Consider the following 21,201-nt stretch of genomic DNA (forward strand, 5'->3'; position numbering starts at 1 on the left):
CATGTCGGTACGCATGATTCGTCTGCACCTTCCGATCGGGGGTCCGCGCGCACACCAAGGGGGGCGGGTGCGTCACGGGAGGGGAAAGGTCGAACCAGGGGTGCGCCCTCGCTCAAGGGGTGGGGCGCGTCCGGGGGATGTAACGACGCGGGCCCGGCCGGCATTCCGACCGTCGCCCCGACCGCCAGGGCCCCCGGGGGTTACGCGTTCACGATGGTTACAACGACCCGGGCCCCCGACCCATGCCGGCCGGGCCGGTGGCGCCCGCCACCACAAATACCCATATACCGGACAGAGGCCCCAATCGGGGTGCTCGCCAAACGCGAGCGCATTCGTGATCAGGACCCCATGGACGTCATCCGCCCGCTTTGAGGCCCATGGCGTCCTGATCACGTTGGCGGAGCGTGGTGGGCAGGGACGGAGAGCCGGCGGGCGACGGTGGCGGGTCAGCGGCAGCGGGCCACGCGGACGGGCTCGCGGGAGAGCGGGCCGCGTACGTCGGGTGCGGCGTTGAGGTCGGCGATGGCACGGTGCAGGTCGGCCTGGGTGGCGGGGCGAGGGCTTGTCGGGCGGCGGGCTCCCGGCGGCGGGGGCTCGTCGGGGTCGGGCGGACGGCTCGCGTAGAGGGGACGGGGGCGAGGGGTCGTACTGCCGCCGCAGGCGGGGGAGCTGCGACCATGGCCGGCATGGAGATCTGGAACAACCCGTCCTGCTCGAAGTGCGCCGCCGCCCGTACCGCGCTCGACGAGGCGGGGGTCGGCTACGCGCTGCGCCCGTACCTGGACCGGCCGCCGAGCGCGGCGGAGCTGACCGAGGTGCTGCGCCGCCTCGACGCGCGCCCCTGGGACGTCTGCCGCACGCAGGAGCCCGCCGCGGTGGCCCTCGGCATGGCCGACTGGCCGCGGGACGAGGCGGCCGAGCCGCGCTGGATCGAGGCGATGGTGGCCGCCGCCGAGCTGATCCAGCGGCCGCTGCTGCTGCTCGACGACGGCAGCGCGCTCGTGGGGCGTACCGCCGGGGCGCTGGCGGAGGCGGTGCGTCGCAGCGGCGCGACGCCCGGCACCGGGGCGGACCCCGGCCCCTCGGCCACCGCGTCGTCGGACGGTCCCACGCCGGCCGGGTAGCGCGTCCGGTGGGGTGCGGCGGGAATGCGGTCGCAGGCGAACGACCGTACGTCGCAGAGGAGGGGTCGGATGCCGCGCCAGGGCCTGTCCACCGCCGCGCAGCGGCTCACCCCGGTCGCCGGCGCGCCCCTGTGGTGCGACGCGCATGGGCGACACGCCCGGCCCGTACACGGTGCGCGGGAACCGGATCAGCGCCAACGGGGCGCACGGCTACCACGAGCACGACCTCGGGACGCCTACCGGGGCGCGGCGGCGGACGTGGTGGTCGACGGCAACGAGTTCTGGGACAACGGCCTGGACGCGATCCGGATCGACCGACCGATGACCGACGCGATCGTGGTCGACAACCGGATCCGCACAACGGCCGGCGGTGCCCCCCCCCCCCCGGGCGCCACCGGCAGCGGCGAGTCGGTGCGCTACCACCACCGGTCCGTCACCGACATGGGGGCGCACTGGCCGCACGACGGGCACCGGGGCAAGGCGGTGCGGGTCGGGTCACGTACGGCCGTGGTGGTGTCCACACCGACACCGTCCTCACCCTCGCCGAGGTGCGGGCGGATTCTCCCACCGGCTGGAACGAGGACACGCCGCCGCCCGGAGCGTCGTACGAACTGCCGGCGGCCCCGCCGATCCGGGCCGGCATCACCGTCAACGCGCCGTTCGACCCGGCCACCGTGCGCGGCAACCGGATCTGGGACCACCGCGACGAGCAGAGCCAGACCTACGGGCTCTGGATCACCCCGGCCGGCAGCTGCGTGTCCTGCCGCATCGAGGAGAACGACCTCGCCGGCAACGCCGCCGGGGCCGTGCGGCTCGACACCCCGCCCGTCGGCGGCCGCTGGGACCGCAACCACCACGACGTCGACTGACGCCGGCGTTGCTCAGCGCGCGTCGTCGGCGGGCGCCGTCGCCTCCGCGTGCCGGTCGCGCAGCCGGGCCCGGATCTCCTCCGGGGTGTACGCCCGGCGCCGCCGTTCCGCCCGGGCGATGACCACGCCCGACGCCGCGACGCCGGCGAGGCCGGCCAGCCCGAGCACCTTCCACCACCGCATCCGTTGCCGCATCGGCCTAGGGTAGACCCTCATGAGCATCAGCCTGGACGAGGCCGTGGAGCTGACCCGTACCGGCGACGTGTGGGTGTTCCGGGGGCGCAGCGTGCCGGACCGGGCCATCCAGTTGACCACCAACAGCCCGGTCAACCACGTCGGCATGGCGGTCGTGCTGGACGACATGCCGCCCCTGATGTGGCACGCCGAGCTGGGCAGGTCGCTGCCCGACATGTGGACGGGCACCCATCAGCGCGGCGTGCAGCTGCACGACCTGCGGGACGCGGTCTGCGTCTGGGCCAACCGGTACGGCCAGCGGGGCTGGCTGCGCCAGCTCGACCCGCCGGCCGACGCGGAGATGGAGAAGGCGGTGCTGCGTACCGTCGCCCGCCTCGACGGCACACCGTTCCCGTCCACCGCCCAGCTCGCCTGGCGCTGGCTGCGCGGCCGGGTGCCGGCGGTCCGGGTGCCGGCCCTGCCCGGCCTCGACCGGGCGGGTACGCCGGGGCGCGAGCGCTCCGGCCCGGCCGGGCGCGACCGCGCGCTGGAGACGGCGTACTGCGCGGAGGTGGTCGCGGTGACCTACGAGGCGATGGGGCTGCTTCCGCCCGGGCGGCGTCCCAACTGGTACGACCCGGGCCGGTTCTGGAGCGGCGACGACCTCGGCCTCGCCGGTGGCGCCCGACTCGGCGCCGAGATCGAGGTTCGCATCCCGCCGCGCTGAGGTTTGGCGCGCCGCCCGGGCGGCAATTGCTCTCCCCGTGAGAGCCCCCACCGACCTGGACACGCTGGCCGACTTCTTCGACCGGTACGGCGTGGCGCTGACCACCGGCGACGTGCCCGCCATCGCCGGCTGTTACGCCCTGCCGGGGCTGGTGGTCGCCGACACCTACAGCTTCTCGTTCACCTCCCCGGCGGCGGTGGCCCTGTCCTTCGTGGGCGCGGCCCCCGACTACCAGGAGCGCGAGCTGGTCGCGGCGCACGCGGCCATCGAGGACGTGCATCCGGTGTCGGCGCTGCTGACCATGGTGGCCGTCGAGTGGGAGTTCCTGGACAGCCAGGGCCGGGCGGTCGCCGGCGAGCGCTACCGCTACCTGCTGCGCGCCACCGACGACGGCCCGGTCATCTGCACCGTCCTGCGCACCGGCTGATCCACCGGGGCGCACGGTCCCTCCCGACGTCGGACGTCCCCGGCCGGCCGGCGGTCGCGTCATGTCGCCGCCGACGGTTACGCTGCCCCGTACGACCGCGGGAGGAGGGGCATGTCCGGCACGAGCCGAACATCGAGCAAGTCCTACGGCACGACCGCCATCGCGTCCTCGCCGTGGATCGTGGTCTCCGTCGGCGTACTGGTGATGGTGGTCCTGCTGGCCATCGCCCTGGGCGCCTACCGGGGGCGCGGTCCGGCGTTCGACGCGCAGCCCGGTCCGCCACCGCTCAGCCTCCTGCCGGAGCCGCCGCCGACGGCGACCACCCCGGCCGCCACGACGCGTCCGTCGCGGGCGACGCCCACCCCGCCCACCCGCGCCGCCACCGCCCGGCCCACCCCGGGGCGGCCCACGCCGGCCCGCAGCCCGAGCCCGTCCCCGACCCCCGCCGGGGGCGACGAGACGGCGCTGGTGGCGCCGCCGGCCTCGGCCCCGCCGCCGGTGAGCGGGCGGTACCGGGTGGTGGAGTCGTACGCCGACGGGTTCGTCGGCGAGGTGCTGGTCAGCAACGCGTCGTCGACCGGCCGTCCGTGGGCGGCGCGGCTGACCTTTCCGGACGGCCGGCTGGGGAGCGCGTGGCTGGAGGGGGCACCGCAGGGGACGGCGCAGCGGATCGACGACGGCTTCACCTACCGCAGCGGCCAGGACCTGGCCGGCGGCGCCTCGGCCCGGCTGCGGTTCTACGTCGAGAGCCCGCAGAGCCGCCCGACGACCTGCACGGTCGAGGGCAGGGGCTGCGGCGGGCTCTAGCTCCACCGAGGATTTCGCCCGGCCCGGCGCGAACACGCCGGGCCGCGCCTCTTGCAAGCCGACTGTCGTGTTACGACTTTGTTTGCAAGCTATTGCAGAACGTTTCGGCAAGAGCTAGCGTGCGGGCCAGTCAGCGACCAGAGGAAGGCGTCGATGAGACCCCCGCCGATACCGCGTAAGACCCTGCTCGCCCTCGTCTCCCTGCTCACCCTCGCCCTCGTCGGCACCCCGGTCGCCGTGCGTCAGCTCGGGGCCGACGCCGCCGCCGACAGCGGCCCGCTGGTCGCCACCGGCGCCACCCAGTGGCGCGCGGAGCCCTCCGCGGAGGCGCTGCTGACGGCGGGGAGCGGGCAGGCCCGCGCCGAGCAGTTCTACTTCGTCCTGCCGGACCGGTTCGCCAACGGCGACCGGCGCAACGACACCGGCGGCCTCGCCGGCGACCGCCTCTCCACCGGCCTCGACCCGACCGACAAGGGCTTCTACCACGGCGGCGACCTCAAGGGCGTCATGGAACGGCTCGACTACATCGAGGGGCTCGGCACGACGGCCATCTGGCTCGCCCCCATCTTCAAGAACCGTCCGGTGCAGGGCACCGGGGCCGACGTCTCCGCCGGTTACCACGGCTACTGGATCACCGACTTCACCCAGGTCGACCCGCACTTCGGCACCAAGGAGGACCTGAAGCGGCTGGTCGCGCTCGCGCACCGGCGGGGCATCAAGGTCTACCTCGACGTCATCGTCAACCACACCGCCGACGTCATCAAGTACGCCGAGGACAAGTACACCTACGTGGACAAGGCGACGTCGCCGTACACCGACGAGCGGGGGCGCCCCTTCGAGGACCGCAACTACGCCGACGGCAGCCGGGACTTCCCGAAGGTGGACGCGACGTCCTTCCCGTACACCCCGACGTTCGAGACCCCGGCCGACGCGAGGGTCAAGGTCCCGGCGTGGCTGAACGACCCGACCATGTACCACAACCGGGGCGACTCCACCTTCGCCGGGGAGAACAGCGAGTACGGCGACTTCTTCGGCCTCGACGACCTGTGGACCGAACGTCCCGAGGTGGTACGCGGCCTGACCGAGGTCTACTCCGACTGGGTGGCCTCCACCGGCGTGGACGGCTTCCGGCTGGACACCGTGAAGCACGCGAACCTCGACTTCTGGCCCCAGTTCAGCCAGGGCGTCGAGCGCGCCGCCGCCCGCGCCGGCAAGAAGGACTTCTTCATGTTCGGCGAGGTCTACAGCGCCGACCCGGAGGTCACCTCGACCTACGTGCGGCGCGGCGGCCTGCCGGCCACCCTCGACTTCGCCTTCCAGGAGGCGGCGCGCGGCTACACCGCCGGTGACGGCTCCGCCAGGGCGCTCGCCGACGTGTACGCCCGCGACGACCTCTACCGCGCCCGGGACACCGACGCGGGCCGGCTGACCACCTTCCTCGGCAACCACGACATGGGCCGGATCGGCTCGTTCATCGCCGGTGGCGGCACCGACCCGGCCACCCACCTGCGCCGCGACCGGCTCGCCCACGAGCTGATGTTCCTCACCCGCGGTCAGCCGGTGGTCTACTCGGGCGACGAGCAGGGCTTCACCGGCCCGGGCGGCGACAAGGACGCCCGGCAGGACATGTTCGCCTCCCGCACGCCGGACTACCTCGACGACGACCTGCTCGGCACCGACCGTACGCACGCCAGCGACCAGTTCGACCGCGCCCACCCGCTCTACCGGGCCATCGCGCAGCTGGGCGCGTTGCGTCAGGCGCACCCGGCGCTGCGCGACGGTGTGCAGGTCGGCCGGTACGCCGCCGACGGCCCCGGGGTGTTCGCGTTCTCCCGGGTCGACCCGAAGCAGCGCACCGAGTACGTCGTCGCGGTGAACAACGCCGCGACCGCGCAGACTGTCACCGTGGACACCTGGTCGGCCGGCGCCACCTTCACCGGCGTCTACGGCGGATCGGCCGCGCCGGTCGCCGGCGCGGACGGCAGGCTCACGCTGACCGTGCCGCCGCTGTCGGCCGTGGTGCACCGCGCGGGCACGCCGATCGCGTCGCCCGACGCCGCGCCCCGGATCACGATCACCGCACCGGCGCCCGGCGAGCCCGTCGCCACGAGGGCCGCCGTCACCGCGCAGGTCACCGGCGACCCGCTGGCCACCGTCACCGTCGCCGCCCGGGTCGCCGGCGGCAGGTGGACGTTGCTCGGCAGCGCCGACCGGGCCCCGTACACGGTGCACCACGACCTGACCGGACTGGCCGGCGGCACGAGGGTCGAGTACAAGGCCGTCGTCCGCGACGGGAAGGGCCGCACCGCGACCGCCCGGTCCACCGCGACCGTGGGCACCCCGGCGCGGTCCGCCTCCCGCGACTGGGCCGTGGTGCACTACCAGCGCCCCGCCGGCGGCTACGACGACTGGAGCCTCCACGCCTGGGGCGACATCGACCCCGCGTACGCCACCGAGTGGCCCAAGGGGCAGCCGTTCGCCGGCGAGGACTCCTACGGCCGGTTCGCCTGGGTGAAGCTCAAGCCGGGCGCGAAGTCGGTCGGGTTCCTGGTGGTCGACAAGGAAGGGAACAAGGACGTCGGACAGGATCGGACGATCGACGTGACGCAGACCGGCGAGGTCTGGATCAAGCAGGGCGACCCGGCGACCTACCCGAGCCGGCAGGCCGCCACCGGCGAGCCGGACCCGCCGGTGGAGGACGGCACCGCCGTCATCCACTACCGCCGCGCCGACGGCAACTACGACGGCTGGGGCCTGCACCTCTGGGACGGCGCCGCCAACCCGACGGACTGGGCCGCCCCGCTCGCCCCGGACCGGATCGACGCCTTCGGCGCGGTCTTCCGGGTGCCGCTCGCCGCCGGGGCGACCGGGCTGAGCTACATCATTCACAAGGGGGACGAGAAGGACCTGCCGACCGACCAGCGGCTCGACTTCGCCGACGCCGGGCGCCAGGTGTGGCTGCTCGCCGGCACGCCCGGGCGGCTGCTGCCGTCCACGGCGTCCGCCGCCGCAGGCGACGTCGACATCACGAGGCAGAAGGCGCACTGGATCGACCGCGCCACCGTCGCCTGGCAGACCGGGCCCACCGACGGCAGGACGTACGCCCTGCTCGCCGCCCCGGCCGGTGGGGTGACCGTCGCCGACGGCGAGCTGGTCGGCACGTACACGACGCTGCCGTTGACCGCGCGGCGCAACGGGCCCACCGAGGCCCAGCGCGCGGCCTTCCCGCACCTGTGGGCGCACGGCGCCTTCACGCTCGACCGGCGGGACCTGGCGAAGGTCCCGGCGGCCCTGCGCGGGCAGCTCCTGGTGACCGAGCGGGACGCGGCGGGCACCCTGCTCGCCGCGACCGGCGTGCAGATCCCCGGGGTGCTCGACGACGTCTACGCCCGGGCCGCCGACGCGCGGCTCGGGCCGACCTTCGCCGGCGGGGTGCCGACGCTGGCCGTCTGGGCACCCACCGCCCGCACGGTCTCGCTGCAGCTCTTCGACTCGCCGACCGCGACGCCGAGGACCGTGGCGATGCGCCGGGACGACCGCACCGGCGTCTGGTCCGCGCGCGGCGCCCGCGACTGGACCGGCAGGTACTACCGGTACCAGGTGCAGGCGTGGCAGCCGGCGACGCAGAAGGTGGTCACCGCCGCCGTGACCGACCCGTACTCGGTGGCGCTGGCACCGGACTCCACGCACAGCCAGATCGTGGACCTCGCCGACCCGGCGCTCGCGCCGGCCGGGTGGGCGTCGCTGCGCAAGCCGGCGGCGGTGCCGTCGACGAAGGTGCAGATCTCCGAGCTGTCGGTGCGGGACTTCTCCGTCGCCGACAGCACCGTGCCGGCCGGGCGGCGGGGCACCTACCTCGCCTTCACCGACCCGGGCACCGCCGGCATGAAGCACCTGAAGGCGCTCGGCGGCGCGGGCGTGACCCACCTGCACCTGCTGCCCGCCTTCGACTTCGCCACGATCCCCGAACGCCGTGCCGACCAGCGGCAGCCCGCCTGCGACCTGGCCGCGCTGCCGCCGGACTCCGAACAGCAGCAGAAGTGCGTCGCGGCCGTGGCCGACACCGACGGCTACAACTGGGGGTACGACCCGCTGCACTACACCGTGCCGGAGGGCGGCTACGCCGTCGACCCGTCCGGGGCGGCGCGGACCACGGAGTTCCGGCGGATGGTGGCCGGCGTCAACGGCGCCGGGCTGCGCGTGGTGATGGACGTCGTCTACAACCACACCTCCGCGGCGGGGGCCGACCCGAAGTCGGTGCTCGACCAGATCGTGCCCGGCTACTACCACCGGTTGCTGGACGACGGCGCCGTGGCCAACTCGACCTGCTGCGCCAACACCGCCCCCGAACACGCCATGATGGGCAAGCTCGTGGTGGACTCGCTGGTCACCTGGGCCCGGGCGTACAGGGTGGACGGCTTCCGCTTCGACCTGATGGGCCACCACCCGAAGGCGAACATCCTGGCCGTGCGCGAGGCGCTGGACGAGCTGACCGTCGCCCGCGACGGCGTGGACGGGAAGAAGATCCTGCTCTACGGCGAGGGCTGGAACTTCGGCGAGGTCGCCGACGACGCCCGGTTCACGCAGGCCACCCAGGCCAACATGGCCGGCACCGGGATCGGCACTTTCAACGACCGGCTGCGCGACGCGGTCCGCGGTGGCGGGCCGTTCGACGCCAACCCCCGGGTGCAGGGCTTCGCCTCCGGCCTCTTCACCGACCCCAACGGCGACGACGTGAACGGGACGCAGGCCGAGCAGCGGGCCCGCCTGCTGCGCCAGCACGACCTGATCAAGGTGGGGCTCACCGGCAACCTGCGTGGCTACCGCTTCACCGACTCGTCGGGTCGGCAGGTGACCGGCGCGCAGGTCGACTACAACGGCTCGCCCGCCGGCTACACCGCCGCGCCGGGGGAGGCGGTGACCTACGTCGACGCGCACGACAACGAGATCCTGTACGACGCGCTGGCGTACAAGCTGCCGCAGGAGACCCCGGCGGCGGACCGGGCCCGGATGCAGGTGCTGGCGCTGAGCACGGTGGTGATGGGGCAGGGGCCCGGGTTCGTCACCACCGGCACCGAGCGGCTGCGCTCGAAGTCGCTGGACCGCAACTCGTACAACTCCGGTGACTGGTTCAACCAGATCCGCTGGGACTGCGCCCAGGGCAACGGCTTCGGCGCCGGCCTGCCGCCCGAGCAGGACAACCGGGACAAGTGGCCGTACGCCCGGCCGTTGCTGGCCGACCCGGCGCTGGTCCCGGACTGCGCCGCGATCACCATGACCGACGCCCGCTACGCCGAGCTGCTGAAGATCCGGGCCTCCTCGCCGGTCTTCGGGCTGAGCACGGCGGAGCAGGTGCAGAAGCGGGTCGCGTTCCCGCTCTCCGGCGCGGGGGAGACCCCCGGCGTGCTCACCATGACGCTGGACGGCCGGGGCCTGGACGGGCGGTGGAAGTCGGTGACCGTGGTCTTCAACGCCACCCCGGAGGCGGCGCGGCAGCGACTGACGGGGCTGCGCGGGGCGGACGTCGCGCTGCACCCGGTGCTGCGGACCTCGGCGGACGAGGTGCTGCGGACGGCCTCGTTCGACCGGGGCAGCGGCACGTTCACCGTGCCGGCCCGCAGCGTGGCGGTCTTCGTGCAGAGCTGATCCGGTAGGTACGGACCGGCCCCGCCGGGAAGCGACTCCAGGTCGCACCCGGCGGGGCCGGCTTCTTCGTGTGGCGGTCGGTGGGGAGCTGGTGCTTCCCTACCGGCTCGCTCAGCCCTGGCAGTTCGTGATCGCGACGCCAGCGCAGTTGTTCGGGTTGTTGCGGAACACCAACGTCCGGCTGTCGATGGTGGCGGTACCCGCGTTGAAGATGCCGCCACCGGTGTTGCCGGCCTGGTTCTCGGTGATGATGCTGCGCTGCACGACGAGCGTCCCGCCGGCGGCGTTGTTGATGCCGCCACCGGTGTCGGCGGCCTGGTTGCGCAGCAGCACGCTTTCGGACACCGTCAGGGTGCCGGCGTTGGAGATGGCTCCACCGTCGGTGCCGGCGACGTTGCCGAAGAACGTGGTGCCCGCGTGCTGCTCCACCTTCTTCGCGTAATCCCTGCTCTCGGGGCCGAGCTGCTTCCCGTCGTCGCCGTTGTCGCGATCGCCGGGCTTCTCCCCCTTGCTGCCCTTGTTACCCTTGTCGTCCTTGTTCCCCTTGTTACCCTTGTCGTCCTTGTCGCCCTTCTCCTTAGCGCCCTCGCCCCGGTGCTGTTCGGCCAGCTCGCTCCACCACTTGTGGTCCTCGGGCAGGATCGTGGTGGTGGTGCCGGCGCCGGTGAACAGGCCGCCACCGGCCAGGATCGCCGTGTTCTGCACGAACTTGACGTCGCGCAGCTGGAGGTTGCCCCCCGTGTTGGCGATGCCGCCACCGTTGCCCAGCGCGACGTTCAGCCGGAAGAGGGTGTCGCTGACGTCGCCGGTACCGCCGGCGAGCAGCAGGCCGCCACCGTTGCCTGCGGTCTGATTGCCGATGAACTGGCTCTTGCGGATGGTCACCGACCCCGCGGTGCTGGCGATGGCGCCGCCACCGGCGGCCCCCGGGCCCTGGGCCTTGTTCGCCTCGAAGTAGGACTTCTCCACCGTCAGGGTGCCGGTGTTGTAGACGGCACCACCGCTGCCGCCGGCGTTGTTGAGGGTGAAGCTGGTGTCCTTCAGGACGGTGGTGCCCAGGTTGGTGATCGCTCCGCCGTTGACCCCGGCGCCGGCCGCGTTGTTCTGGGTCAGCTTGACGTCCTTGAACTCGGCTCGGCCGCCGGCCTGCACCAGCACGGCCCCGCCGCCGGGAGCGGCGGCGACCAGACCGTTGCGCAGGGTCGTGTCGCTCAGGCGCAGGTTGCCCCCGGCGTTGACCTGGAAGATGCGGAACAGGGTCGGTGGCGCGTTGGGCAGGTCGAAGGCCCGTTCGATGACCGAGTGCTCACCCAGGATGGTGATGTCGGTGGTGATCGGGGGCAGCGCGTTGCTGCCGGTCGAGGTGGCCGTGCCGGTGCGCAGCTCGTACGTGCATTTGCGGGCGAGCTTGAGCGTGCCGCCCAGCTGCTGGTTCGCCTCGTTGATCGCTGCGTACAGGGCGGTCACGTCGCACGGCACCGAGGTGACGGGCTTTCCGTCCTGTCCGCGGCGATCACCGTCGTGTCCGTCCCAGCCCCTGCCCGGGCCCGAACCGTCCTTCTGGCCCTGCTTTCCGCCGAGATCATCGAGCCGGGTGACGGCGCTGGCGTTGGTGGCGGCCAACATGCCCAGGCTGACGACACCCGTCAGACCGGCGATGCCGACGGCGAGCCACTTCTTGCGGCGGTTGCTCGACGCCGGGTTCGCGGCGTCGGTCTTCTTAAGGTGATTGGACATCGGAGCTCTCTGCCCTCTCCTCGCATCAGACAAGGTCGCTCGCCGCAGCGAGGCGCCCTGGCTACAAATCGGTTGTAGCTGCTGAAACCCACCGTAGAAGAGCGTTTTTCACTTCGTCGGCATATCCGAAAAACACCCGCATTAGATGTCCTAGGCGTCATGCACGGAGCAGACGGGACTCCTGGCGCGAGCCGAGCAGGACGGGCGCAAGGGCGCGGCATGGGTTATTCGGGCGTCGCCGGGTGCGTGCGGCGTCACCGTGCGCCGCCAGCGCAGTCGTGGTGTCGTGCGGGAATACGGACCGGGGCCTGTGCCCGGACTGGTCGTCCGTGGCGCAGGCCCCGCGCTATGTGGATCAGCCGAACACCGGGCGCGGTGTCGACGCGGCTCGCCGGGCGTCGCCGACGACTGGAACCACTGGGTCGAGCGGTACGCATCGTGCCTCTGACGCCACCATAGCGGCAGAACGGCCCCAATCGGACGTATCCGAAGAAACTCCTTGTTTGGCGCTTTCCTCAGTGCCGGGACGAGCGACGCCGTCGGCCCCACCGGCGGGGCGAAGGGCAGGCCGATCAGCCGGGCAGACGGGGGCCGGCCTCGCGCTGCTCGGCCAGCCAGGTCTCCACCTCGTCGGCGCCGCGCGGCAGCCCGGCGGAGAGGTTCACCGCGCCGCTCGAGGTGACGAGGATGTCGTCCTCGATCCGGATGCCGATACCGCGCAGCTCCGCGGGGACCAGCTCGTCCTCCGGCTGGAAGTAGAGCCCGGGCTCGACGGTGAGCACGTGGCCCTCGGCCAGCGTGCCGTCGCGGTACTTCTCCTTGCGGGCGTTCGCGCAGTCGTGCACGTCGATGCCGAGCATGTGGCTGGTGCCGTGCAGCGTCCAGCGCCGGTAGACCGTCGACCGCCCGTCCATCGCCTCGTCGACGCCCACCGGGAGCAGACCCAGGTCGGACAGCGCCTGGGCGAGGACCCGCATGGCGGTGAGGTGGACATCCCGGAACGCCACCCCGGGGCGGATGACGTCGATGCCGGCCTGCTGCGCGGCGTGCACCGCGTCGTAGACCTGGCGCTGAAGGGGGGTGAAGCGGCCGTCGACCGGCAGTACCCGGGTGACGTCGGCGGTGTAGAGGTTGCGGTTCTCCACGCCCATGTCCATCAGCAGCAGCTCGCCGGGCCGGGTGGTGCCGTGGTTGTGCACCCAGTGCAGGATCGTCGCGTGCTGGCCGGCGCCGACGATCGAGCCGTAGCCGACGTCGTTGCCGTCGTGCCGGGCGCGCAGCGCGAAGATCCCCTCCAGCAGGCGCTCCGAGACGCCGCGGTCCGCCGGCAGGGCCCGGGCCACGTCCTCGAACCCCCGGACGGTCGCGTCCACCGCGTCCTGGAGCTGGGCGATCTCCCACTCGTCCTTGACCAGCTTCAGCTCCGAGATGGTGGTCGCCAGCTCCCGGTCACGCGCCGGCCGGCCGTCGGCGCGGTGGCCGTCGTACGGGCGCACCGCCGAGTCCACCCGCCCGTCGAAGCCGCGCAGCACCCGGGTACGCCCCGGCGCCAGGCCGGCGAGCGCCTCGTCCAGCTCCGTCAGGTCGGCCGTGGCCAGGCCCAGCTCGGTCGACTTCTCGGCCAGCGTGTGCCGCCGGCCGACCCACAGCTCGCCGTCGCGGCTGCGGAAGAACTCGTCGGTGTGCCGGGACGAACGGGGCCGCATGTAGAGCGTGGCGTCGTGCCCCGAGCCGGTCGGGCACAGCACGAGGACGCTGTCCGGGGCGTGGTCGCCGGTGAGGTAGACGAAGTCGCTGCCCGGCCGGAAGGGGTGGTCGGTGTCGTTGGCGCGTACCTTCTCGCCGCCGGTCGGGATCACCAGCGTCTCGCCCGGGAAGGCCGCCGACAGCGCGGCCCGACGCTTGGCGTGGTTCGGCACCTCCGGTCGCGGCCCCACCGGAAGGGTGGTGTCCCGCCACCCCTGCCGCATGAACGCCAGGAACGCCTCCGGGAAGTCCGGGTCGTGCGACTCCGTGCCGTCGGCCGGCCTGCTGTCGGTGCGTTCCTCGGTCATGATCCGATCCCCTCCGCGTCGTTGCAGGTCAGACCGTACCTCGCGGTATCCGGGACCGGCCGGGCCGGGACCGTGAGGGCCGCGGACCGGCCGGCGGGGGTCGCCCGGAGGGGTCGTGGCGGCGCCCCGGCCGGACCGGTCGCGCACCGAGCGTCACGTCGCGGCGCCGATGCCCGGCCCCGCCAGGGCCGCGACGGCGGCGACCGGCGGAGCCCAGCGGTGCCGCGACGCCCGCTCGGACCGCGTGGAAAGATGACCACCATGTGCGGACTCCTGGCCTTCTTCAGTGCGCGCGGCGACGCCGCCGCCCACCGCGACAACATCGCCGGGGCGTTGGAATGCCTGCACCACCGCGGACCGGACGAGACCGGTGTCGAGGTGGTCGGCGACGCCTCCGGCCGGTACGCGGACGGGGTGTTCGCGCACAAGCGGTTGGCGATCATCGACGTGGCCTCCAGCCAAGAGCCCCTGTCCTACGCGAACGGGCGCTACCTGCTCACCTTCAACGGCGAGATCTACAACTACATCGAGCTGCGCGAGCAGCTGATCCGGGAATTCGGCGCGCAGTTCGCCACCGCCGGTGACGGCGAGGTTATCGTCGCCGGCTACCACTTCTGGGGCGAGCAGGTGCTCACCCGGCTGCGGGGCATGTTCGCCTTCGTCATCTGGGACCGGCAGGAGCGCCGCGCGTTCGGCGGCCGGGACTACTTCGGCATCAAGCCCCTGCACTACCTGGAGACGGCCGACGGCCTCTACCTGGCCTCGGAGAAGAAGGCGCTGCTGCCCTTCGCGCACTCCAACTACCAGGGCGACGCGGGCATCGACACGGCCAACCTCAGCCACTACCTGACCCTGCAGTACGTGCCCGAGCCGGGCACCCTGCACAAGGGGATCAGCCGGATCGGCTCCGGCGAGTACCTCACCTGGGCCCCGGGCGGCCGGATCGACGTGCGCCGGTGGTACCGGCCGGTCTTCCGGCCCACCCCGGTCGACGACGAGCAGCGGCTCTACCACGAGATCCGGGAGACGCTGCGGGAGAGCGTGCGGATGCACATGCGCTCCGACGTGCCGGTCGGCTCGTTCCTCTCCAGCGGCATCGACTCGACCGCCGTGGTCGCCCTGGCCCGCGAGTTCAATCCCAACATCCTCACCTTCACGGTCGGCTACGACGTCCCGGGCTACTCCGAGATCGACGTCGCCCAGGACTCGGCCCGGCATCTCGACGTGACGACCATCCCGACCAAGATCGGGCCGTACGACATGATCGAGGCGCTGCCGAAGATCGTCTGGCACCTGGACGACCCGGTGGCCGACCCGGCGCTGGTGCCGCTCTACTTCGTGGCGAAGAAGGCCGCCGAGCACGTCACCGTGGTCCTTTCCGGCGAGGGCGCCGACGAGTTCTTCGGCGGCTACACGATCTACCGGGAACCGTTGTCGCTCGGCAGCGTGAACGGGCTGCCGAACGGCGTGCAGAAGGGGCTGCGGGCGGTCTCCAAGGCGATCCCGCAGGGGGTCAAGGGCAAGAGCTTCCTGGAGCGCGGCACCACCCCGATCGAGCAGCGCTACTACGGCAACGCGCGGATGTTCACCGAGGAGGAGAAGCAGCACCTGCTGCGCCGCTACGACCCCTCGGTCCGCTACACCGACGTCACCGCGCCCATCTACGCGGAGTGCACCGAGCTCGACGACGTGACCAAGATGCAGTACGTCGACCTCTACACCTGGCTGCGGGGCGACATCCTGGTCAAGGCCGACCGGATCTCGATGGCCCACTCGCTTGAGGTGCGGGTGCCCTTCCTGGACCGGGCCGTCTTCGACGTGGCGTCGCGGATCCCGGTCGACCTGAAGCTCCCGCCCCGCTCCGACGCCACCAAGTACGCGATGCGCCAGGCGCTGCAGGGCGTGGTGCCGCCGGCCATCGTCAACCGCAAGAAGCTGGGCTTCCCGACCCCCACCCGGGTCTGGCTGCGGGGCGAGATGTACGAGTGGGCCCGGCACGTGCTGGCCACCTCGGGCGCCGGTGACCTGCTCGACCTGTCGTACGCGATGCGGCTGCTGGAGGAGCACAAGCGGGAGGAGGCCGATCACTCCCGCAAGGTGTGGACCGTGCTGATCTTCTGCGTCTGGCACGCCATCTTCGTCGCCAAGACCCTCGACCCGGGCATCCAGCGCAACCAGTCCGCCCTGCTCACCAAGCCCGTGGTCGGTTCCATGGTCCGCTGACGACCGCCGCCCGCCGCGGGACCCCCCCGGCGGGCCGCCCCGGCCGGCGAAGGCGACCGGGGGTCGCGCCACCGGATCGCTCGCGGTGACTGGCGCGACCCCCGGTCGCCTTCCGTACTCGGGTGACGGGTCAGCGGCCGGAGCAGGTGACCGTGGGCAGGGTGTTGGTGCCGTTGGTGGTGGCGACGAAGCCGAAGGTCGTCGTCCCCTCCGGGGGGACTGCGCCGTTCCAGGCCACGTTGGTCACCGCGACCGTGGAGCCCGATCCGCTCAGCGTGCCGCTCCACACGCTGTTGATGCTCTGCCCGCTGGGCCACGTCCAGTTGGCCGTCCAGCCCGACCACGTAGACGCGCTGTGGTTCATGATCGTCACTTCGCCCTGGAAACCGCCGTTCCAGGAGCTGACCACCTTGAGGACCGCCATGCAGTCGCCACCGTGCGGCGGCGGGGTGCTCGTGGCCGGCGGGGGAGTGGTCGGGTTGGGCGGCGGGGTGGTCGGGTTGGGCGGCGGGGTCGTCGTGGGGGGCGGCAGCGTGCCGCCCGGGCCGACCCCGGTCTCCTCGCCGTTGCCGCCGTCGAAGGCGACGTCCGAGCAGCCGAAGAAGTTCTCCTGGCTGTCGGAGCGGACCCACCGGGAGTAGATCAGGTGCCGGCCGCTCTTGTTGGCGGGCAGGTTGCCGCTGAAGTAGTAGTGCCCGTCGTTGGTGCCGCTCGAACCGCGCTGCGGCGGGTTGGTCACCGTCAGGAACGGCTGCTCCTCAAGGTCGCTCCAGGCCAGCGGGCGGTTCGGGCTCCAGCTGTCCTTCGTGACGTAGAAGTAGAACGTGCCCGGGTGGTGGGCCCAGTTGCTGTAGCGGTAGTCCATCCGAGCCCCGGCGGTCAGGTGCGTCAACGGCCAGTCGGTGCGGGGCAGGTCGTAGCCGGCGAAGCCCGGGTTGCCGCCGCTGCACAGCTTGCCGTCGGGGATGAAGCCGACGGTGCGGCCGCCGGCGTCGGAGCGCAGCACGCTGAACCAGTTGTAGAGCGAGTTGGCCCCGCTCTGGGCGACCGCGGCGGAGCAGGCCGGGTTGTTCGGCTTGATCTCGCCGGTGGAGCTGAGGCCGTCCTTCCAGCAGAGGAAGGTCCGGCTGCCGGGCGCCATCGGGGTGCCGTGCGCGGCGGCGGGGTCGGGCCCCGCCGTCACGGCGATGGCGCCCGCGAGTAGGGTCGCGGCCGCGGTGAGCAACGCGGCCGTACGGAATCGATGGGACACAGGTTCTCCTCACTCGCGGGGCGAGGACGCCCCGCGGGCAACGGGCGGGATGGCAGCCCCGGCCGCCCCGCTGCGACGCGGATACGACGGTCGCGGCGGACGTGCCCCGGCTCGGTCGGCCGGTGGGACGTGCGCCACGGTGGCCCGACTGGCGGGCCGGTGCCCTCGCGTGTGATGTGAACCCGGCGCCGGCGGCACGGCAGCCCCCGCGCCACCCGGCATGCGTCATCCCACCACGGCACGGGGTGCCACGCAATAGCTGTTCCTCGATCTGTCAATAGCGCTCGACCAGGTGCTCACGGCCGGTCGGCGGCTCGTAGGGCTCGGGCCAGAACTCGGTGATCTCGCGGACCAGGCCGGCCTCGTCGAGGTCGAAGAAGCTGGTGGCCGCGAGCCGCGCGCCGTCGTGGACGCAGGTGATCCAGGTGGCGGCGTGCCGGCCCGAACCCACCGCCCGGGTCACCGCGAGGTGCCAGCCCTCCGGGTAGTCCCGGTTGAACCGCACGACCGCGGCGCGGCCGACGATCCGCTCCCGGGTCTGCGGCAGGTGGTAGACCACGTCGTCGGCGAGGAGCCGACCGAAGCTCTCCCACTGCCTCGCCTCGCACGTCGCCCAGTAGGCCAATACGGTGTCCTCAGCGCTCGTCATGGCGCGTACCGTGCCAGCCGGGTGCGACAGGACCGGCCGGCGCGCGGCCTGGACGGAGGACCGGAATGGGATACGCGGTGGTGCTCGGCGAGGCACTGGTCGACCTGCGCGACAGCGAGTGCGCCGGCGAGCCGGTCTACCGGCGGGCCGTCGGCGGCGGTCCACTGAACGTGGCGGTCGCCGCCGCCCGGCTCGGCGGCGCGGTGCAGTTCGTCGGCTCCCTCGGCGACGACGCCCTGGCGGGGCGGATCCGCGACCTCCTGGCCGGGGTGGGCGTCGGCCTGGCGGGGGCGGTGACGGTCCCCGCCCCGACCGCGCTGGCCGTGGCCACCTTCGCCGGCCCGGAGCCCGACTTCCGGTTCTACGGCGAGCCGCCCTCCTACGGGCTGCTCGGCCCCGACGACCTCGACGCCGAACTGGTCGCGGGTGCCGCCGTCCTCTACTGCGGGTCCATCGCCCTGCTCCAGCCGCCGACGCTGGCCGCCGCGCGCCGCGCCTGGGGGCTCGCCTCCGGGCTGCGGGTCTTCGACCCGAACGTGCGCCCCCGGCTGCTCGACGGGCCGGCCGCGCTGGCCGGGCTGCGCGCGGTGGTGGCCGAGTTCGCCGCCGGCGCCCACCTGGTCAAGCTGAGCGCCGCCGACGCCGCGCTGCTCTATCCCGGCGAGCCCGAGGAGGGCGTCGCGGCGTACCTGCGGGAACTCGGCGCCGGGACCGTGGTGGTCACCCTCGGCGCCGCCGGCGCGGTGGTCGCCCCCGCCGGCGCCGATCCGGTACGCGTACCCGCGCCGAAGGTCGACGCGGTCGACGCCACCGGCGCGGGTGACTCGGTGATGGGGGCGCTCGTCGCCGACCTGCTGGCTGACGGGGAGCCCGCCGCGCCGGCGGACTGGCCCGGGCGGGTGGCGTTCGCGCTGCGGGTCGCCGGGCTGGTCTGCGAGTCGCCGGGCGGGGCGACCGCCATGCCCAGCCGCGCCGAGGTCCTCGCCCGCTTCGCCGGCTGAGCCGCTCAGGCGGTGCCGTCGAGTTCGGCGTAGCCCCGGCGGGCCGCGTACAGGGCGGGACGGGCCCCGAAGGGCGCCTCGGCCGCGACGCGCTCGGGCGGGGCGCCGCCGGTGTGTCCGGCGCGGATGAGCCAGGCCAGCTCGACGAGCTGGGCGTGCTGCGCGCGGACGAACCCGGCGTCCACCGGCTCGCCGTGCCCGGGCACGACCACGGTGCCCGGGGTGGTCATCCGGAGCAGCTCGGCCACCGTGTCGGGCCACTGCAACGGGTACGACTCCTCGAAGGCCGGCGGTCCGCTCTGCTCCACCAGGTCACCGGCGACCAGCACGTCCGCGTCGGGCACGTGCACCACCAGGTCGCCCGCGGTGTGCCCGCGCCCGGGGTGGCGCAGCACCACCCGCCGCCCGCCCACGTCGAGCGCGGTCTCGGCGTGCACGGTGTGCGTCGGCGCCAGCGGCACGGTGTCGGCCACCTCCGCGGCGAGCGCGGGGTGCTCGTCGCGCAGCTCCGCGTACGCCTCCCGGCGCAGCCGGTCCGGCTCGCGCATCGCCTCGGCGGCGATCTCGTGCGCGTACACCGGTCGGGGCGGGTCGGCGGCGAGGGTGGCGTTGCCGAAGCAGTGGTCGAAGTGGTGGTGGGTGTTCACCACGGTCCACGGGTGGGCGGTGACCGTCCGGGCGGCGGCGGCCAGCGCGGCGGCCTGCCCGGCGGTGGAGAGCGTGTCGACCAGCAGCGCGGCCCCGTCGCCGACGACGAGAGTGACGTTGACGTGCAGCAGCGGCTCGCGCAGCACGTGCACCCCGTCGGCGACGCGCGTGAAGCGGGCGGTCACGACGACCGCGCGGCGCGTTCGACGAAGCGTCGCCGGTCGACCAGCACCCGCTCCACCCGACCCTCGGCGACCGTCTCGTCGCCGTCGCTGACGCTGACCTCGAAACGCAGCCGCCGCCCGTCGACCGCGGCCAGTCGGGCCTGCGCCACCACCGTGCGCCCCACCGGGGTCGCCGCGCGGTGGTCGAGCTCGACCCGGGTGCCGACGGTGGTCGAGCCGGCGGGGATCCGGTCGGCGGTGGCCGCGACCGTCGCCGCCTCGGCGAGGGCGAGCACCCGGGGCGTGCCCAGGACGGGCACGTCCCCCGACCCCACCGCCTGCGCGGTGTCGGTGTCGGCGACGGTCAGCTCCACCCGGGCGGTCAGGCCCGGTGTCAGCTCGGGCTCCGGCTGCTCCTGCATGGCCAAAGCCTAGACGAGGCGGCACCGGGCGGCGGTGCGTGCGCGGACGCCCGCCCGGTCGGACAGCCGGCGGCGCGGCACGGCGCGGCGGACCTTGCCGGCGCGGAGGGCGACCCGGTCCGGTCCGACGGCGACCGGCCGCCGGGGCGCCGACCCGCCGGCGACGCGGGGTGGTCGGCGTCGGCCGATGCCGTCCGCGCCGTTAACCTTGACCGCGATGTCTGTCGCGACCGACCCCCAGCCCCCCGCCCGGACCGAGCCACCCGCCTCGCCCGACGGCGGGCGTCGCCGCGTCGTCGCGATGACGGTGTGGGGGGTCGCCTTCGTCGCCGGCTGGCTCGGCATCGGCCTGCCGACCGACCCGGCGTACGCGTTCCTGTGGATCTGGGCGGCGACGATCGCCTGGCACAGCAACCGGCCGTGGCGCAGCCACCTGCGCTTCGCCCGGGACTGGGTGCCGGTGGTGCTGCTCCTCGCCGTCTACAACCTCTCCCGGGGCTTCGCCGACAACGGCGCCACCCCGCACGCGTACGAGCTGATCGTCGCCGACCGGGTGATGTTCGGCTGGGCGACGGGCGGCGAGGTGCCGACGGTCTGGCTCCAGGAGCACCTCTACCGGCCCGAGGTGCACTGGTGGGACGTCGCGGTCAGCTGGGTCTACTTCTCGCACTTCGTGGTGGCGCTGGCCGCCGCGGCGGTGCTCTGGCTGCGGGACCGGGGGCGGTGGGCGGCCTTCATGCGCCGCTGGGGCTTCCTCTGCGCCACCGGCCTGGTCACCTACTTCCTCTACCCGGCCGCGCCGCCGTGGTGGGCGGCGCAGAACGGGCTGCTGGAGGAGGTGGCCCGGATCTCCACCCGGGGTTGGAAGGCGTTCGGCATGCACGGCGCCGGCAACCTGCTCAACGCCGGGCAGATCGCCTCCAACCCGGTGGCCGCGATGCCGTCGCTGCACACCGCGTTCGCGCTCTTCGTGGTGCTCTTCTTCCTGCGGCAGACCCGCCGCCGCTGGTGGCCGCTGTTGTTGGCGTACCCGCTGGCGATGACGTTCACGCTGGTCTACAGCGGCGAGCACTACGTCATCGACGTGCTCGTCGGCTGGGCGTACGTCGGGATGACCTTCCTCGCCGTCGGCCTGGCGGAGCGCTGGTGGGCGGCCCGCAGGGCCCGCCGGGCCCCGGCGGAGCCCGACCCGGCGCCGACCGACCCGCCGGCCTCCGCCGAGCCGCCGCCGGTGACGGCGGCCCGCTGACCGGCCCGGGGCGCGCTCAGCCCGCCCG

15 protein-coding genes and 1 pseudogene are annotated in these 21,201 nt (G+C 73.5%); 9 read left to right on the plus strand and 7 right to left on the minus strand.

Features of this window, described 5'->3' with window-relative positions; translation table 11 throughout:
* The first annotated feature begins 686 nt into the window (after positions 1–686).
* Both V6V16_RS25890 and V6V16_RS25895 read left to right on the plus strand, forming a co-directional pair.
* Entirely contained in the window at positions 687–1,124 is a 438-nt protein-coding gene (locus tag V6V16_RS25890) for an ArsC/Spx/MgsR family protein (RefSeq protein WP_334566169.1), read from the plus strand.
* 145 nt (positions 1,125–1,269) lie between these two features.
* Positions 1,270–1,993 (plus strand): annotated as a pseudogene (locus tag V6V16_RS25895) (right-handed parallel beta-helix repeat-containing protein); the annotation flags it as partial.
* Positions 1,994–2,005: 12 nt separating this feature from the next.
* Here the strand turns inward: V6V16_RS25895 and V6V16_RS25900 are convergent.
* The gene (locus tag V6V16_RS25900) at positions 2,006–2,188 is read right to left on the minus strand and encodes a hypothetical protein (RefSeq protein ID WP_091630004.1); all 183 of its coding nucleotides are present in this window, start codon (positions 2,186–2,188) and stop codon (positions 2,006–2,008) included.
* 19 nt (positions 2,189–2,207) lie between these two features.
* Between V6V16_RS25900 and V6V16_RS25905 the strand changes: the two genes are divergently transcribed.
* From V6V16_RS25905 to pulA, 4 genes are all read left to right on the plus strand, one after another.
* Positions 2,208–2,894: a hypothetical protein gene (locus V6V16_RS25905; RefSeq protein WP_334566176.1), complete on the plus strand. Its 687-nt coding sequence runs from the start codon at positions 2,208–2,210 to the stop codon at positions 2,892–2,894.
* A gap of 37 nt (positions 2,895–2,931) precedes the next feature.
* On the plus strand, positions 2,932–3,321 hold the full coding sequence (locus tag V6V16_RS25910) for a hypothetical protein (protein WP_334566179.1): 390 nt from the start codon (positions 2,932–2,934) through the stop codon (positions 3,319–3,321).
* A 111-nt stretch (positions 3,322–3,432) separates the two neighbouring features.
* Positions 3,433–4,128 carry a cellulose-binding protein gene (locus tag V6V16_RS25915; protein WP_334566181.1) on the plus strand — a complete coding sequence of 232 codons (696 nt, stop codon included), beginning with the start codon at positions 3,433–3,435 and terminating at the stop codon, positions 4,126–4,128.
* Positions 4,129–4,281: 153 nt separating this feature from the next.
* Positions 4,282–9,774, plus strand: a complete 5,493-nt coding sequence (gene pulA, locus V6V16_RS25920) for a pullulanase-type alpha-1,6-glucosidase (protein WP_334566182.1) — start codon at positions 4,282–4,284, stop codon at positions 9,772–9,774.
* Between the two features lie 111 nt (positions 9,775–9,885).
* On the opposite strand, the gene V6V16_RS25925 is transcribed toward pulA, so the two are convergent.
* Positions 9,886–11,511: a hypothetical protein gene (locus V6V16_RS25925; RefSeq protein ID WP_334566183.1), complete on the minus strand. Its 1,626-nt coding sequence runs from the start codon at positions 11,509–11,511 to the stop codon at positions 9,886–9,888.
* A 572-nt stretch (positions 11,512–12,083) separates the two neighbouring features.
* The gene (locus V6V16_RS25930; protein ID WP_334566185.1) at positions 12,084–13,565 is read right to left on the minus strand and encodes an aminopeptidase P family protein; all 1,482 of its coding nucleotides are present in this window, start codon (positions 13,563–13,565) and stop codon (positions 12,084–12,086) included.
* A 261-nt stretch (positions 13,566–13,826) separates the two neighbouring features.
* Between V6V16_RS25930 and asnB the strand changes: the two genes are divergently transcribed.
* The gene (asnB, locus tag V6V16_RS25935) at positions 13,827–15,788 is read left to right on the plus strand and encodes an asparagine synthase (glutamine-hydrolyzing) (protein WP_334566188.1); all 1,962 of its coding nucleotides are present in this window, start codon (positions 13,827–13,829) and stop codon (positions 15,786–15,788) included.
* Positions 15,789–15,918: 130 nt separating this feature from the next.
* On the opposite strand, the gene V6V16_RS25940 is transcribed toward asnB, so the two are convergent.
* Both V6V16_RS25940 and V6V16_RS25945 read right to left on the minus strand, forming a co-directional pair.
* Positions 15,919–17,040: a lytic polysaccharide monooxygenase gene (locus tag V6V16_RS25940; RefSeq protein WP_334566191.1), complete on the minus strand. Its 1,122-nt coding sequence runs from the start codon at positions 17,038–17,040 to the stop codon at positions 15,919–15,921.
* Between the two features lie 274 nt (positions 17,041–17,314).
* Positions 17,315–17,689 (minus strand): nuclear transport factor 2 family protein, encoded by a 375-nt coding sequence (locus tag V6V16_RS25945; protein ID WP_334566192.1) that lies wholly within the window; start codon positions 17,687–17,689, stop codon positions 17,315–17,317.
* Positions 17,690–17,754: 65 nt separating this feature from the next.
* On the opposite strand from V6V16_RS25945, the gene V6V16_RS25950 reads away from it, so the two are divergent.
* The gene (locus V6V16_RS25950; protein WP_334566193.1) at positions 17,755–18,690 is read left to right on the plus strand and encodes a PfkB family carbohydrate kinase; all 936 of its coding nucleotides are present in this window, start codon (positions 17,755–17,757) and stop codon (positions 18,688–18,690) included.
* 5 nt (positions 18,691–18,695) lie between these two features.
* Here the strand turns inward: V6V16_RS25950 and V6V16_RS25955 are convergent, their stop codons facing one another.
* Both V6V16_RS25955 and V6V16_RS25960 read right to left on the minus strand, forming a co-directional pair.
* Positions 18,696–19,523, minus strand: coding sequence for an MBL fold metallo-hydrolase (locus V6V16_RS25955; RefSeq protein WP_334566195.1), 828 nt, complete (start codon positions 19,521–19,523; stop codon positions 18,696–18,698).
* Positions 19,520–19,924, minus strand: coding sequence for a thioesterase family protein (locus V6V16_RS25960; protein WP_334566197.1), 405 nt, complete (start codon positions 19,922–19,924; stop codon positions 19,520–19,522). Before V6V16_RS25960 ends, V6V16_RS25955 begins: the two co-directional genes overlap by 4 nt.
* Before the next feature lie 217 nt (positions 19,925–20,141).
* Here V6V16_RS25960 and V6V16_RS25965 point away from each other — a divergent pair, with 217 nt between their 5' ends.
* Positions 20,142–21,173, plus strand: a complete 1,032-nt coding sequence (locus tag V6V16_RS25965) for a phosphatase PAP2 family protein (protein WP_334566200.1) — start codon at positions 20,142–20,144, stop codon at positions 21,171–21,173.
* The last annotated feature ends 28 nt before the right edge of the window (positions 21,174–21,201 follow it).

It is taken from the genome of Micromonospora sp. CPCC 205561 (genome assembly GCF_036906775.1).
Lineage (GTDB): Bacteria > Actinomycetota > Actinomycetes > Mycobacteriales > Micromonosporaceae > Micromonospora.